The 14,885-nt window shown below is 69.2% G+C and carries 12 protein-coding genes; 6 read left to right on the top strand and 6 right to left on the bottom strand.

The annotated features are described in order from the left end of the window. Positions 1–168 precede the first annotated feature (168 nt). Genes Q9R26_RS07545 through sufB form a run of 5 tightly spaced genes read right to left on the bottom strand, consistent with a single transcriptional unit; the run spans position 169 to position 4,380 of the window. The gene (locus Q9R26_RS07545) at positions 169–498 is read right to left on the bottom strand and encodes a metal-sulfur cluster assembly factor (RefSeq protein WP_017887270.1); all 330 of its coding nucleotides are present in this window, start codon (positions 496–498) and stop codon (positions 169–171) included. Beyond that, the gene (gene sufC / locus Q9R26_RS07540; protein WP_071244730.1) at positions 498–1,271 is read right to left on the bottom strand and encodes a Fe-S cluster assembly ATPase SufC; all 774 of its coding nucleotides are present in this window, start codon (positions 1,269–1,271) and stop codon (positions 498–500) included. Before sufC ends, Q9R26_RS07545 begins: the two co-directional genes overlap by 1 nt. Positions 1,272–1,324: 53 nt before the next feature. Beyond that, positions 1,325–1,651, bottom strand: coding sequence for a non-heme iron oxygenase ferredoxin subunit (locus Q9R26_RS07535; protein WP_371830590.1), 327 nt, complete (start codon positions 1,649–1,651; stop codon positions 1,325–1,327). Continuing rightward, entirely contained in the window at positions 1,651–2,961 is a 1,311-nt protein-coding gene (gene sufD / locus Q9R26_RS07530) for a Fe-S cluster assembly protein SufD (RefSeq protein WP_311226926.1), read from the bottom strand. The genes Q9R26_RS07535 and sufD overlap by 1 nt, the downstream gene beginning before the upstream one ends. After that, on the bottom strand, positions 2,962–4,380 hold the full coding sequence (gene sufB / locus Q9R26_RS07525; RefSeq protein ID WP_071403757.1) for a Fe-S cluster assembly protein SufB: 1,419 nt from the start codon (positions 4,378–4,380) through the stop codon (positions 2,962–2,964). A gap of 251 nt (positions 4,381–4,631) precedes the next feature. On the opposite strand from sufB, the gene Q9R26_RS07520 reads away from it, so the two are divergent. Then, complete coding sequence (locus Q9R26_RS07520) at positions 4,632–5,606, top strand: heme A synthase (protein WP_259577928.1); 975 nt, start codon at positions 4,632–4,634, stop codon at positions 5,604–5,606. 397 nt (positions 5,607–6,003) lie between these two features. Here the strand turns inward: Q9R26_RS07520 and Q9R26_RS07515 are convergent, their stop codons facing one another. Next, positions 6,004–6,930 carry a heme o synthase gene (locus Q9R26_RS07515; RefSeq protein ID WP_071403755.1) on the bottom strand — a complete coding sequence of 309 codons (927 nt, stop codon included), beginning with the start codon at positions 6,928–6,930 and terminating at the stop codon, positions 6,004–6,006. A gap of 424 nt (positions 6,931–7,354) precedes the next feature. On the opposite strand from Q9R26_RS07515, the gene tkt reads away from it, so the two are divergent. The 5 genes from tkt to Q9R26_RS07490 all read left to right on the top strand — a co-directional run bounded on the left by tkt (position 7,355) and on the right by Q9R26_RS07490 (position 14,799). Next, positions 7,355–9,448, top strand: a complete 2,094-nt coding sequence (gene tkt, locus Q9R26_RS07510) for a transketolase (protein WP_263344507.1) — start codon at positions 7,355–7,357, stop codon at positions 9,446–9,448. A 138-nt stretch (positions 9,449–9,586) separates the two neighbouring features. Next, positions 9,587–10,699 carry a transaldolase gene (gene tal, locus Q9R26_RS07505; protein ID WP_182067225.1) on the top strand — a complete coding sequence of 371 codons (1,113 nt, stop codon included), beginning with the start codon at positions 9,587–9,589 and terminating at the stop codon, positions 10,697–10,699. Continuing rightward, complete coding sequence (locus tag Q9R26_RS07500) at positions 10,699–12,297, top strand: glucose-6-phosphate isomerase (RefSeq protein WP_311226925.1); 1,599 nt, start codon at positions 10,699–10,701, stop codon at positions 12,295–12,297. The genes tal and Q9R26_RS07500 overlap by 1 nt, the downstream gene beginning before the upstream one ends. A 22-nt stretch (positions 12,298–12,319) precedes the next feature. Beyond that, the gene (zwf, locus tag Q9R26_RS07495; protein WP_027465683.1) at positions 12,320–13,858 is read left to right on the top strand and encodes a glucose-6-phosphate dehydrogenase; all 1,539 of its coding nucleotides are present in this window, start codon (positions 12,320–12,322) and stop codon (positions 13,856–13,858) included. Next, the gene (locus Q9R26_RS07490; protein ID WP_182067013.1) at positions 13,855–14,799 is read left to right on the top strand and encodes a glucose-6-phosphate dehydrogenase assembly protein OpcA; all 945 of its coding nucleotides are present in this window, start codon (positions 13,855–13,857) and stop codon (positions 14,797–14,799) included. Before zwf ends, Q9R26_RS07490 begins: the two co-directional genes overlap by 4 nt. The last annotated feature ends 86 nt before the right edge of the window (positions 14,800–14,885 follow it).

Raw genomic sequence — 14,885 nt, 5'->3', positions numbered from 1 at the left:
CGTTCCGTCGCCTGGACCGCGGCCAGCCGACTGAACGCGACCACTCCGCGAACGTGGGCGGGCGGTCCCGACCGATCGGCGGCGCGCCCCGCGCGTGGCGTGCGCACAGACGGACGGGAGGTCCGGTGCCTGCTGGCACCGGACCTCCCGTCCGTCAGGGGGTCGTGACTAGATCGCGAACCCGAGGGCGCGCATCATCTCGCGTCCGTCGTCGGTGATCCGTTCCGGACCCCACGGCGGCATCCAGACCCAGTTGATCCGGAAGGCGTCCACGATGCCGTCGAGGGCGTTCGCGGTGTCCCCCTCGATGACGTCGGTCAGGGGGCAGCCCGCGCTGGTGAGCGTCATGCTGATGACGAGCGCGTTGGCATCGTCGTCCCAGGCGAGGTCGTAGATCAGACCGAGGTCGACGATGTTCACGCCGAGCTCCGGGTCCTGGACCTCCTTCAGGCCCTCGACGACCTCGTCGAACTTGTCGGGAGCGAGTGCGGCGATCATCAGGCCTGCGCCTCGGCGGCAGCGGCCTGCACGTAGCGGTCGTAGCCCTCGTTCTCGAGGCGGTCGGCGAGCTCCGGGCCGCCCTGCTCCGCGACCTTGCCGGCGACGAACACGTGCACGAAGTCCGGCTTGATGTAGCGGAGGATGCGCGTGTAGTGCGTGATGAGCAGCACGCCGAGGCCGGTCGCGGCCTTGGCGCGGTTGACACCCTCGGAGACGATCTTCAGCGCGTCGACGTCGAGGCCGGAGTCGGTCTCGTCGAGGACGGCGAACTTCGGCTTGAGGAGCTCGAGCTGCATGATCTCGTGGCGCTTCTTCTCGCCACCGGAGAAGCCCTCGTTGACGTTGCGCTCGGCGAACGACGAGTCCATCTTCAGGTCGGCCATCGACTGACGGAGTTCCTTGATCCAGCCACGGAGTGCCGGAGCCTCACCGTCGATCGCCGTCTTGGCGGTGCGCAGGAAGTTCGACACCGTCACGCCGGGGATCTCGACGGGGTACTGCATCGCCAGGAACATGCCGGCACGGGCGCGCTCGTCGACGCTCATCGCGAGGACGTCCTCGCCGTCGAGGGTGATCGTGCCGCCGACGACGTTGTACCGGGGGTGCCCGGCGATCGTGTACGCCAGGGTGGACTTGCCGGAGCCGTTCGGCCCCATGATCGCGTGGATCTCGCCCTCGTTGATGGTGAGGTCGACACCCTTCAGGATCTCCTTGGTGCCCTGGTCGGTGTCGATCGAGACCTTGAGGTCACGGATTTCCAGAGTGGACATTGCGTTCCTTCGGTTGCAGCTGTGTGCGGCGTCAGCCGCGGGAAGTGTTGGTGTCAGTCGACCGGGACGACGTCCTGCACGTCGACGTAGACGTCGCCGTCGCGGACCTCGACCCGGAAGACCGGGACGGGCTCGTAGGCCGGGAAGTTCTGCGGCTTGCCGGTGGTCAGCGAGAAGCGGGACCCGTGGGCCCAGCACTCCAGCGAGTCACCCTCGACGAAGCCCTCGGCCAGCGAGATGTCGCCGTGCGTGCAGGTGTCGCCGATGGCGTGGACCGTGCCGGACGAGTCCTTCACGATCGCGACCGCCGTACCGTCGACGACCACCCGCATCGGGCTGTCCACCGCGATGTCGGCTTCGGCGCAGACCTTCTCGGCCATCAGGCGGTGGCCTCCGCGCCATCGGCCTGCGGGGCGGCGGCCTGTGCGTCGCCCGCCTCGGCCGGTGCGGCGATGACCGAACGGCCCTCGGCCAGCTCCTGCTCGACCGCGGCGATGAGGCGTTCCTCGAGCTCGGGCGCACCGATCTTCTGGATGACCTCGACCAGGAAGCCGAGCACGACGAGACGCCGGGCTTCTTCTTCCGGGACGCCGCGGGACTGCAGGTAGAACAGCTGCTCGTCGTCGAAGCGACCGGTCGCACTCGCGTGCCCGGCACCCTCGATGTTGCCCGTCTCGATCTCGAGGTTCGGGATGCTGTCGGCACGGGTGCCGTCCGTCAGCACGAGGTTGCGGTTCTGCTCGTACGAGTCCGTGCCGTCGCCGGCGCGGCCGATCAGGACGTCACCGATCCAGACGGTGTGCGCGCCCTGGCCCTGCAACGCGCCCTTGTAGTTGACCCGACCGCGCGTGTTGGGCGCGTCGTGGTTCACGTAGACCTGCTGCTCGATGTACTGGCCGGCGTCGGCGAAGTACACGCCGTACATCTCCGTGTCGGCGCCCTGCGCACCCAGGTGCGTCGAGGGGTTGACCCGGATGACGTCGCCGCCGAGCGAGACCACGACGTGCTTCAGGAACGCGTCGCGGCCGACCTCGGCGAAGTGCGTCGCGACGTGGACGGCGTCGTCGTCCCAGTCCTGCAGGCTGACGACGGTCAGTCGCGAATTCTGCTGCGCGACGATCTCGACGTTCTCGCTGAGCAGGGCGCTGCCGCGGTTGTCGAGCACGACGATGCCCTGCGCGTTCGGCTCGGCCGTGATGACCGTGTGTGCGGCGCGGGGCTGCGACCCGAAGTCGGAGCGGGTCACGGTGATGAACTCGTGTGCCTCGGTGGCCTTGATCGTGATCGCCAGCACGGCGTCGCGCGCGCTCCAGGCCGCGGCCGAGGCGCGGTCCTCGGGCAGCCCCGCGGAGCCGACGCGGGGGTCGTCGCTGCGGCCCCATTCGACGTCGGCACCCTCGGACTGTCGGGCGAGGTACGGGTAGGCGGATCCGTCGAGTCCGCCGTCCAGCAGCGGCTGGAGCTTGGCGAGCGGTGCGAACTTCCAGTTGACCTCTCGGCCGGTGACCTTCGGGAACGCCTCGACGTCGCCGGACTGGAACCGCTCGGAGCGGGTCTGAACCGGCACCTTCTTGTCGGGGGCGTCCCAGCCGCCGTCGGAGTGGGCTCCGGCGCCGTGCTGGGTGCCACCCTGCGCTGCGGCAGCGGGCTCGATCGGCTGGTCGATGTGGGGAGGGGTGGTGCTGGACATCTAGCCGACGGATCCTTCCATGCTCATCTCGATGAGCTTGTTGAGTTCGAGTGCGTACTCCATCGGGAGCTCGCGGGCGATCGGCTCGATGAAGCCACGGACGATCATCGCCATCGCCTCGTCCTCGGCCATGCCGCGGGACATGAGGTAGAAGAGCTGCTCCTCGCTGACACGCGAGACCGTCGCCTCGTGTCCCAGCTGCACGTCGTCGACACGGATGTCGATCGCCGGGTAGGTGTCGCTCCGGCTGATCGTGTCGACCAGCAGGGCGTCGCAGCGCACGGTGTTGGCGGCGTGGTGCGCGGCCGGGTCGACCCGGACCTCACCGCGGTAGCCCGCACGACCGCCACCACGGGCGATCGACTTCGAGACGATCGACGACGTCGTGTACGGCGCCATGTGGATCATCTTCGCGCCGGCGTCCTGGTGCTGCCCCGGGCCGGCGAAGGCGACGGAGAGCGTCTCGCCCTTGGCGTGCTCACCGGCGAGGTAGATCGACGGGTACTTCATCGTGACCTTGGACCCGATGTTGCCGTCGATCCACTCCATCGTCGCGCCCTCGTGTGCGATCGCACGCTTGGTGACGAGGTTGTAGACGTTGTTCGACCAGTTCTGGATCGTCGTGTACCGAACGCGGGCGTTCTTCTTGACGATGATCTCGACGACGGCCGAGTGCAGCGAGTCGGACTTGTAGATCGGGGCGGTGCAGCCCTCGATGTAGTGGACGTACGAGTCCTCGTCCGCGATGATCAGCGTCCGCTCGAACTGGCCCATGTTCTCGGTGTTGATCCGGAAGTACGCCTGCAGCGGGATCTCGACGTGGACGCCCTTCGGGACGTAGACGAACGAGCCACCGGACCAGACGGCCGTGTTCAGCGCGGCGAACTTGTTGTCGCCCGCCGGGATCACGGTGCCGAAGTACTCCTCGAACAGCTCCGGGTGCTCACGGAGCGCCGTGTCGGTGTCCATGAAGATGACGCCCTGCTGCTCCAGGTCCTCGCGGATCTGGTGGTAGACGACCTCGGACTCGTACTGCGCGGCGACACCGGCGACGAGGCGCTGGCGCTCGGCCTCGGGGATGCCGAGCTTCTCGTAGGTCGCACGGATGTCCTCGGGGAGGTCCTCCCACGACTGCGCCTGCTTCTCCGTGGAGCGCACGAAGTACTTGATGTTGTCGAAGTCGATGCCCGTCAGGTCGGCGCCCCACGTCGGCATCGGCTTGCGACCGAAGAGCGACAGCCCCTTGAGGCGGTTCTTCAGCATCCACTCGGGCTCGTCCTTCAGGTTCGAGATGTCGGTGACGACCTCTTCCGAGATCCCACGACGGGCGGAGGACCCTGCCGAGTCGGAGTCGGACCAGCCGAACTCGTATTGGCCGAGCCCTTCGAGCTCGGGACGGTCGATGAGCACGTCGGACATGGTCTCCTCGTTTCCTTCTCGCGGGACAGCGTTACAGGTGTCAACCCGTGGCGTCTGGACGCCATTCCACCGCGGACCGCTGACATGCGGACCCGGTGCTGCTCCCTCGCAACGACAATGGTTCCACGCAGTCCGTGGAGTGATCGGCGATCTCGGCCCATTCGGAGCCGGCGCCTGCCTAGACTTGACTGCTGCTGAACCCTCGAATCCTACAGGTTCACTGCACGAAACAACAGGAAGGCACCACCCTCGTGACACGCGTCGGATCCCCCGTCGAGCAGGATCTCCGGACCGGACGGTGGTGGTCGCTCCCCCGCGTGGTCGACCGTCGCGTCGTGGCGCTGGCCTGGGCGTCCTTCGTGGTCGAGGTCGTGCTGATCGGCACCGGAGGGCTGGTGCGCCTCACCGCCTCGGGCCTCGGATGCCCCACCTGGCCCAAGTGCACGGCGGATTCGCTGGTCTCCACGCCGGAGATGGGCATCCACGGCATCATCGAGTTCGGCAACCGCCTGCTCACCTTCGTGCTCGTGATCGTGGCCGTCGCGATGTTCCTCGCGGTCGTCCGGATGCTCCGCACGCGCCCCGAACTCTTCTGGCTCGCGTTCGCTCAGGGCGTCGCGATCCCCGTGCAGGCCGTCATCGGCGGCATGAGCGTCTGGACGAACCTGAACCCCTTCGTGGTCGGGCTGCACTTCGTCGTCTCCGCCGCGCTCACCTCGGTGACCGCTGCGCTGGTCTACCGGACGACGCACGGCCCGCGCACCGCCCAGCGACTCGTCCCCGGCTGGTACACGGGTGTCGTCCGCGGCACCGTCGCCGCCGTCGTCGTGACCGTGCTCGTCGGCATCCTGACCACCGGCAGCGGACCGCACGCCGGAGCCGACGCCGCGGTCGACGGTGGGCGTCTGCACCGCACCGGGTTCGACCCGGCGGTCATGGAGCACGTGCACGCCTGGCCCGCGTACGCCCTCTTCGCCCTGACCCTGGTGCTCGTCATCGGAGCCGTCCGCCTGCGCCGACCGAGCAAGTGGCCGCTGCTGCTCCTCGTCGTCGAGTTCCTGCAGATCGCGGTCGGCCTCACGCAGGCGCGCACGGGCCTGCCCGTCGGACTCGTCGGCACGCACATGGTGCTCGCCGGGCTGCTCGTGGGTGCGGTGACCGCCGTGGTGCTGTCGACGCGGGCCTCGGCCGGCCGAGACGCCGTCCGGGAACCGCTCGACGCCTGACGCCCGGGCGCGTCGCGCGCTCGACACCCGTTCTCCGACACCCCACGAGTCGTTCGACTCGTGGGGTGTCGCGTTCCCGGTGGGCATCGTCAGCGGGCGCACCACGCGCGGTCAGCAACCACTCGCGTCCGCCCCGCGGCCGACGCTCCCCGCGCGCCGGACGGGAGGCCCGTGGCGGGCCCGCACCGTGCCTCCCGTCCGCCTCGTGCCGAGCACGGGACGCCGGTGCCCTGCGGACACGCCTCCGGGTGCACGAGACGCCGCCGGATCCGGCGGCGTCTCGGCGGATGCGCGGCGTCGTGCCCACACGTCGCGGCGTCGACTGGACGCGACGGCGTCGACTGGACGCGACGGCGTCTTGCGGACAGAGCGCGCGCGGGCGCCCCGCCTCGACCGCCTAGAAGGTGAAGACCTGCGGCAGCAGCGGGTCGATGCCCACGGCGATGAAGAGCAGCGTCAGGTACGTGATCGAGCTGTGGAAGACCCGCATCGGCTGCACGTGCTCGACGTGCTGGATGGCCCGCGAGTACAGGCGGTGCGACTCGACGACGAACCAGATGCCGCCCGCCAGCGCGACGACCGTGTAGAGCGGCCCCATGTGCCCGACCGGGATGAGCAGCAGTGAGCAGACGAGCGTCGCCCAGGCGTAGAGCACGACCTGCAGGCCGACGACGGTGCGGCCACGGACCACGGCGAGCATCGGCACGTCGGCCGCGTCGTAGTCGTCGCGGTACTTCATCGACAGCGGCCAGTAGTGCGGCGGCGTCCAGAGGAAGATCACCATGAACAGGATGACCGGGGTCCAGGTCAGCGACCCGGTGACGCCCGCCCAGCCGATGAGCACCGGCATGCAGCCGGCCGAGCCGCCCCAGACGATGTTCTGCGGGGTGCGGCGCTTGAGCCACAGTGTGTAGACGAACACGTAGATGAGGATCGCGATGACGCTCAGCGCGGCGGCCAGCCAGTTCACCAGGAACCCGAGCACCGCGGTCGACAGGATGCCGAGCACCCACGAGAACACGAGCGCCTCGCGGTCGGACAGCTCCCCGGTGACGAGCGGGCGGGTGCTGGTCCGCTTCATCAGCCGGTCGATGTCACGGTCGATGTAGCAGTTGAAGGCCGACGCTGAACCGGCCGACATCGCTCCGCCCAGCATCGTCCAGAAGACGAGCCACAGGTCGGGGACGCCGCGTTCGGCGAGGAACATCGTCGGCGCCGTGGTGACGAGCAGCAGCTCCATCACGCGCGGCTTCGTCAACGAGACGTACGCACGGACCTTGCGGGACAGCGGCGATCGGGGTCGATCGGTGTCGGGCCGGGTCACGGTGGCAGTCGGCAAGAGAACCTCAGTCTGTTCGCATCAGCTCGCACACTCGGTGGACGACTGCGACGGCGTCCGGGCATGCGCTGACCCGGAATGTCCACGGGTCCCGACCAGTTTACGGGATGGAAGCGCCGCGACGGTGCCCCGCTCCGACATCCCGGCGTGATCCGGACGCGCTCGACACGCCCGGATCGACCGTCGACGGCCACCCCGGTGTGAACATCGGGGGTCACCTGAACCCCTTCTGAGTACCGGGTCACTATGCTGGACACGCCCTCCCGCAGTGCGCGCCCCGATGACGTCGGCCGCGATGAGCCGGTCGGCCGCCGTCAGACGGCGACACGACTCGGCCCCGGGATGGCCACATGTCCGTGCGATGGCACGAGCCCTCGCACATGTCGCATCAAGAAGGGTCAACATCCAAGTGGCTGAATTCACCTGGGACGCCATCGACCGGAAGGCCGTCGACACGGCCCGCGTTCTCGCCGCCGACTCGGTCGAGGCCGCCGGCAACGGTCACCCCGGCACCGCGATGAGCCTCGCTCCGCTCGCCCACCTGCTCTTCCAGAAGGTGATGCGTCGCGACCCCAGCGACGCCACCTGGATCGGCCGCGACCGCTTCATCCTCTCCGCCGGTCACGCCTCGATCCTCCAGTACGTGCAGTTCTACCTGCACGGCTACGGGCTCGAGCTCGAGGACCTGCAGCACCTGCGCAAGTGGGGCTCGAAGACCCCGGGTCACCCGGAGTACGGCCACACCGACGGTGTCGAGATCACCACGGGCCCGCTCGGCCAGGGCCTCGCGTCCTCGGTCGGCTTCGCCTACGCCCAGCGCTTCGAGCGCGGCCTGTTCGACCCGGAGACCCCGGCCGGTCAGTCGCCGTTCGACCACTTCACCTACGTGATCGCCGGTGACGGTGACATGCAGGAGGGCGTGACCAACGAGGCGGGCTCGCTCGCGGGTCGCCAGCAGCTCGGCAACCTCATCGCCTTCTACGACTCGAACCAGATCTCGATCGAGGACAACACCGACATCGCGTTCTCGGAGAGCGTCCCCGAGCGCTACGAGGCGCTCGGATGGCACGTCCAGATCGTCGACTGGAAGAAGACCGGCGAGTACTCCGAGGACGTCGAGGAGCTCCACGCCGCGATCGAGGCCGCCAAGCAGGTCACCGACAAGCCGTCGCTCATCGTCCTCAAGACGATCATCGGCTGGCCGTCGCCGACCAAGCAGAACTCGGGCAAGATCCACGGTTCGGCGCTCGGCGCCGACGAGATCAAGGGCCTCAAGGAGGTCCTCGGCTTCGACACCGACAAGACCTTCGAGGTCGCCCCCGAGGTCCTCGAGTACACCCGCGGTGCCGTCGCCAAGGGCCAGGCCGAGCACGCCGAGTGGCAGAAGACCTTCGACGCCTGGGCCGCCGCCAACGCCGACAAGAAGGCGCTGTTCGACCGTGTCCAGTCGAAGGAACTCCCGGAGGGCCTCGAAGCAGCGCTCCCGGTCTTCCCGACCGACAAGGCCGTCTCGACCCGTGCCGCTTCCGGCAAGGTCATCAACGCCATCGCGCCGCTGATGCCCGAGTTCTGGGGCGGTTCGGCCGACCTCGCCGAGTCGAACCTCACCACGATCGAGGGCGCCAAGTCCTTCGGTCCTGCCGAGGCCTCGACGTCGACGTGGAGCACCGACCCGTACGGCCGCGTGCTGCACTTCGGCATCCGCGAGCACGCCATGGGTTCGATCCTCAACGGCATCGTCCTGCACGGGAACACCCGCCCCTTCGGTGGCACGTTCCTCATCTTCAGCGACTACATGCGTCCGGCGGTCCGTCTCGCCGCGCTCATGCAGGCGCCGGCGATCTACGTCTGGACCCACGACTCCATCGCCCTCGGCGAGGACGGCCCGACGCACCAGCCGATCGAGCAGGTCTCGTCGCTCCGTGCGATCCCGGGGCTCGACGTCGTCCGCCCGGCCGACGCCAACGAGGTCGCCTACGCGTGGCTCGAGATGCTCAAGCACACCGACCGCCCGGCCGGCATCGCGCTGAGCCGCCAGAACCTCCCCGTGTTCGAGCGTGGCGAGGGTGACGCCTCCGGTGAGGTCTTCGCCTCGGCGAAGAACGTCGCCAAGGGTGCGTACATCCTGGCCGAGGCGCCCAACGGCACCCCGGACGTCATCCTCATCGCGACCGGTTCCGAGGTCCAGATCGCGGTCGAGGCTCGCGAACAGCTCAAGGCCGAGGGCATCAACGCCCGCGTCGTGAGCGCCCCGTCGATCGAGTGGTTCCGCGCCCAGTCCGAGAACTACCAGGACCAGGTGCTCCCGAAGGACGTCACCGCTCGCGTGTCGGTCGAGGCCGGCATCGCCATGAGCTGGCGCGACATCGTCGGCGACAAGGGCCGCAGCGTCTCGATCGAGCACTTCGGTGCCTCGGCCGACTACCAGACGCTCTTCAAGGAGTTCGGCTTCACGACGGAGCACGTCGTGGCCGCCGCGAAGGAATCGATCGCGGCTTCCTGACCTGCGAGGGCCGGGTCCGGTTTCCGGATCCGGCCCTTCTTCCGGGAGGCCCGGCGCGGTTCCGCCCCGGGCCTCCCGTCCCCCAGACCCCGACTCACGGTCCTCACGGACCCGTCGATGAAAGAAGAAGAGAAACACATGGCTGAGAACACCCCCACCGCCGCCCTCTCCGCGGTCGGCGTGAGCATCTGGCTCGACGACCTCTCCCGCGAGCTCCTCGAGACCGGCAAGCTCACCGAGCTCATCGAGCAGAAGAACGTCGTCGGCGTGACGACGAACCCGACGATCTTCGCGTCGGCCCTCGCCAAGGGCGAGCGCTACGACTCGCAGGTCAAGGAGCTCGCCGCTGCGGGCACCGACGTCACCGACGCGATCTTCGAGATCACCACGCAGGACGTCGCGAACGCCTCCGACGTCTTCAAGCCGATCTACGACGAGACCAAGGGCTTCGACGGCCGCGTCTCGATCGAGGTCGAGCCGGGCCTCGCGCACGACACCGCCAAGACCATCGAGCAGGCGAAGTTCCTGTTCGACAAGGTCGGCAAGGAGAACGTCCTCATCAAGATCCCGGCGACGCTCGAGGGTCTCGAGGCGATCACCGAGGTCATCGGCGCCGGCATCTCCGTCAACGTCACCCTGATCTTCTCGCTCGAGCGCTACCGCGCCGTCATCGACGCCTACCTCGGTGGGCTCGAGAAGGCCAAGGCCGCCGGCCACGACCTCTCCAAGATCCACTCCGTCGCGTCCTTCTTCGTGTCGCGCGTCGACTCCGAGATCGACAAGCGCCTGGACGCCGTCGGCACCGACGAGGCCAAGGCCCTCAAGTCGAAGGCCGGCATCGCCAACGCGCAGCTCGCGTACCAGGTCTGGACCGAGGCGTTCGCCTCGGAGCGCGCCCTCGGCCTGCTCGAGTCCGGTGCCAACACGCAGCGTCCGCTCTGGGCCTCGACCGGTGTCAAGGACCCGTCGCTCCCCGACACGCTCTACGTGACCGAGCTCGCCGCCCCGAACACCGTGAACACGATGCCGGGCAAGACGCTCGACGCCACGTTCGACCACGGTGAGATCCACGGCGACGCTATCGCCGGCACGTTCGACCAGGCGCAGCAGGTCCTCGACCAGCTCGCCGCGCAGGGCGTCGACTACGACGACGTCGTCGCGCTGCTCGAGAAGGAGGGCGTGGACAAGTTCAACGTCTCCTGGGGCGAGCTCGTCGACACCGTCAAGAACGCGCTCGAGGGCGCCAAGTAGTGACGGTTTCCATCGCAGCCAGCGGCGATGCCGCGCGGGCCATCGAACACGTGGTCCCGCGGCTCGTCGCTGACCTGGTGGCCTCGGGCGTCACCGCCCAGGACGCCGATCTGTGGGGAACCGCCGCCGAGGCCGAGGCGTCGAAGCGCCTCGGCTGGGTGGAGGCCGTCTCGGTCTCCCGCCCGCTCGTCGCCGAGGTGACCGCGCTGCGCGAGTCGCTCCGTGCCGAAGGGGTCGACCGCGTCGTCCTCGCCGGCATGGGCGGCTCGTCCCTCGCACCCGAGGTCATCACGCGCACCGCCGGAGTGCCCCTCACGGTCCTCGACTCGACCGACCCCGCACAGGTCCGCGCCGCTGTGACGACCGACCTCGAGCGCACCGTGCTCGTGGTCTCGTCGAAGTCCGGCTCGACGCTCGAGACCGATTCGCAGCGTCGTGTCTACGAGCAGGCCTTCCGCGACGCCGGCATCGACCCGGCCCGCCGCATCGTCGTCGTCACCGACCCGGGCTCCGCGCTCGAGGCCGCTGCGGTCGACGCCGGCTACCGCGTCTTCACCGCCGACCCCACGGTCGGCGGCCGCTACTCCGCGCTCACCGCCTTCGGCCTCGTGCCGTCCGGGCTCGCGGGAGCGGACATCGCCGAGCTCCTCGACGAGGCCGACGCGATCTCCGCGCTGCTCTCGGTCGACCTGGACGAGAACCCCGGGCTCGTGCTCGGTGCGGTCCTCGCCGGCACCGAGCCGCTGCGCGACAAGATCGCCATCGTGCCCGACGGCACGCACATCGTCGGTTTCGGCGACTGGGTCGAACAGCTGATCGCCGAGTCGACCGGCAAGGACGGCCGCGGCCTGCTGCCCGTCGTCCTGCACGCGGACTCCCCCGAGGTCTCCGCCGGCCTGCCCGACGTCCAGGTGATCCGCCTGGTCGGATCGCGCGAGGACGAGCGTCACGTGACCGAGGGCGAGGTCGAGATCACCGGCACGCTCGGTGGCCAGATCCTCGTCTGGGAGTACGCCGTCGCGGTCGCTGGTCGCCTGCTCGGCATCAACCCCTTCGACCAGCCCGACGTCGAGGCCGCCAAGGTCGCGACCCGTGCGCTGCTCGACGACCGCCCCGCTCCGGCTGCACCGGCGTTCTCCGAGGGCGGCATCGCCGTCCGCGCGACGCCCGGTCTGGCGGTCGGTGCGACGCTCGCGGAAGCCGTGGCGGGCCTCCTGTCCGCCCTCGACCCGACCGGCTACGTGTCGGTGCAGGCGTACGTCGACCGCACCACGAACAGCGGCCTCGAGTCGCTGCGCGACGCGATCGCGGCGCGCACGGAGCGTCCCGTCACCTTCGGGTACGGTCCGCGGTTCCTGCACTCGACCGGCCAGTACCACAAGGGCGGCCCCGCCACGGGAGTGTTCCTCCAGATCGTGGCCGACGAGACGGAGGACCTGGCGATCCCGGGTCGGCCGTTCACGTTCGGGCAGCTCCTCCGGGCCCAGGCAGCCGGCGACGCGAGTGTCCTCGCCGAGCACGGCCGGCCGGTCCTCACCCTCACGACGTCGGACGTCCACGCCGCCACCGCGGCGATCACGTCCGCCGTCTCCCACTGACTCGTAAGGAGTTCACCGACTCATGTCACCGGTGGCAATCACCCCGGAGCACAACCCGCTCCGGCTGCCGACGGATCGTCGACTGAACCGGATCGCGGGACCGAGCACGCTCATCATCTTCGGCGTGACGGGCGACCTGTCACGCAAGAAGCTGATGCCGGCGGTCTACGACCTGGCCAACCGGGGGCTCCTGCCCCCGGGGTTCGCGCTCGTCGGGTTCGCCCGTCGCGACTGGGAGGACCAAGACTTCTCCCAGCTCGTGCACGACGCCGTCAAGGAGCACTCGCGCACCCCGTTCGACGAGGACGTCTGGCGTCAGCTCGAACAGGGCATCCGCTTCGTCCAGGGGTCGTTCGACGACCCCGAGGCGTTCCGCGAGCTCAAGCGCACCGTCGACGACCTCGACGCCGAGCGCGGGACGCTGGGCAACCACGCGTTCTACCTGTCCATCCCGCCGAAGATGTTCCCGGTCGTCACCGAGCAGCTGAAGCTGTCCGGGCTGACCGAGAAGCGCGAGGGCTCCTGGAGCCGCGTGGTCGTCGAGAAGCCCTTCGGCTCCGACCTCCGCACCGCGCGCGAACTCAACGCGATCGTCGAGAGCGTCTTCGCCCCCGACGACGTGTTCCGCATCGACCACTACCTCGGGAAGGAGACCGTCCAGAACCTGCTGACGCTCCGGTTCGCGAACCAGATGTACGAACCCATCTGGAACTCGAACTACGTCGACCACGTCCAGATCACGATGGCCGAGGACATCGGCGTCGCCGGACGCGCCGCGTACTACGACGGCATCGGTGCGGCGCGCGACGTCATCCAGAACCACCTCCTGCAGCTCCTCGCGCTCACCGCGATGGAGGAGCCCGTCTCGTTCAAGGCCGCTGACCTGCGCGCCGAGAAGGAGAAGGTGCTCTCCGCCGTGCGCCTGCCGGAAGACCTGTCGACCGCCACTGCCCGCGGGCAGTACGACGGTGGCTGGCAGGGCGGCGAGAAGGTGCTCGGCTTCCTCGAGGAGGCCGGGATGAACCCGGAGTCCGGTACCGAGACCTACGCGGCGATCAAGCTCGACATCGCCACACGTCGCTGGCAGGGCGTCCCGTTCTACCTGCGCGCCGGCAAGCGTCTCGGCCGTCGGGTGACCGAGATCGCGATCGTGTTCAAGCGCGTCCCCGAGGACGTCTACGGCAACACGCAGTCCCCGCTCGGCCAGAACGCGCTCGTCATCCGTGTCCAGCCGGACGAGGGCGTCACGCTCCGCTTCGGCTCGAAGGTCCCCGGCGTCGGCACCCAGGTGCGCGACGTGACGATGGACTTCGGCTACGGCCATGCGTTCACCGAAGCATCCCCCGAGGCGTACGAGCGACTCATCCTCGACGTGCTCCTCGGTGACCCGCCGCTGTTCCCGCGGCACCAGGAGGTCGAGCTGTCCTGGAAGATCCTCGACCCCATCGAGGAGTTCTGGGCCACGCAGGGCCAGCCCGAGCAGTACCGTCCCGGCACGTGGGGCCCGGCATCCGCCGACGCCCTGCTCGCCCGCGACGGTCGGACCTGGAGGCGTCCGTGAAGATCGACATGCCCGACACCACGGTGTCGAAGATCCAGAAGAAGCTCGTCCGCATCCGCGAAGAGGGCGGCGCCGTCGCCCTCGGCCGCGTGCTGACCCTCATCATCTCGACGGCCCTCGGCCACGAGGAAGAGGCGATCGAGGCGGCGAACGAGGCGTCCCGCGAGCACCCGATGCGCGTGATCATCGTCTCGAAGAACAGCGGTGACACGAAGTCCCCCGGCCGCCTCGACGCGCAGATCCGCGTCGGCAGCGACGCGGGTGCGAGCGAGGTCATCGTCCTCCGTGCGTACGGCGAGACCGCGACCGACGAGGAGAGCCTGGTCACCGGCCTCCTGCTGCCGGACGCACCCGTCGTCGCATGGTGGCCGCAGACCGCTCCCGAGCAGCCCGCGGCGTCAGCCCTCGGCCGCATCGCGCAGCGACGGATCACGGACGCGGCCGCGCAGAAGGACCCGAACGACGCGATCGAGGCGCTCGGCGCGTCCTACGTGCCGGGTGACACCGACTTCGCGTGGACCCGTCTGACCCTGTGGCGGAACCAGCTCGCCGCGGCGCTCGACCAGCCGCCGTACGAGCCGATCACCGCCGTCGAGGTCTCCGGAGCGTCCGACAGCCCCTCGACGATCCTCCTCGCCGCCTGGCTCCAGCTGCAGCTCCGGGTGCCGGTGTCCGTCGTCACGTCGCCGCGCGCGACGGGGTCGAGCGGCATCCACGGTGTGCAGCTCGTCCGCGAGTCCGGCACCATCGAGCTCGAGCGTTCCCTGGTGGACGTCGCCACGCTCTCGATGCCCGGGCAGCCGACGCACGACCTGTCGCTGCCACGCCGCAACCTGCGCGACTGCCTGGCCGAGGAACTCCGTAGACTCGACCCGGACGTCCTCTTCGGAGACGTCGTCAAGCACGGGGTGCCCCAGCTGCGCGAGACCATCGCCCGCTGATCCACACCCCACACGGTCGGGCCGCCTGTCTGGTGCAGGCGGCCCGACCGGACCGAAGGCGGTCGGACGACCGGTCGGCCGCCACG

Origin of the sequence: Curtobacterium sp. BRB10 (genome assembly GCF_031844325.1) — a bacterium.
Classification (GTDB): Bacteria; Actinomycetota; Actinomycetes; order Actinomycetales; family Microbacteriaceae; genus Curtobacterium; species Curtobacterium poinsettiae_A.
The sequence above is the reverse complement of the archived record's forward strand: the minus strand, read 5'-3'. Positions and strand labels throughout refer to the sequence as shown.

Bases quoted from the DNA above. Each gene is read 5' to 3' on its own strand.
- Q9R26_RS07545 (WP_017887270.1), bottom strand. From the start codon at position 498: ATGATCGCCGCACTCGCTCCCGACAAGTTCGACGAGGTCGTCGAGGGC.
- sufC (WP_071244730.1), bottom strand. From the start codon at position 1,271: ATGTCCACTCTGGAAATCCGTGACCTCAAGGTCTCGATCGACACCGAC.
- Q9R26_RS07535 (WP_371830590.1), bottom strand. From the start codon at position 1,651: ATGGCCGAGAAGGTCTGCGCCGAAGCCGACATCGCGGTGGACAGCCCG.
- sufD (WP_311226926.1), bottom strand. From the start codon at position 2,961: ATGTCCAGCACCACCCCTCCCCACATCGACCAGCCGATCGAGCCCGCT.
- sufB (WP_071403757.1), bottom strand. From the start codon at position 4,380: ATGTCCGACGTGCTCATCGACCGTCCCGAGCTCGAAGGGCTCGGCCAA.
- tal (WP_182067225.1), top strand. From the start codon at position 9,587: ATGGCTGAGAACACCCCCACCGCCGCCCTCTCCGCGGTCGGCGTGAGC.
- zwf (WP_027465683.1), top strand. From the start codon at position 12,320: ATGTCACCGGTGGCAATCACCCCGGAGCACAACCCGCTCCGGCTGCCG.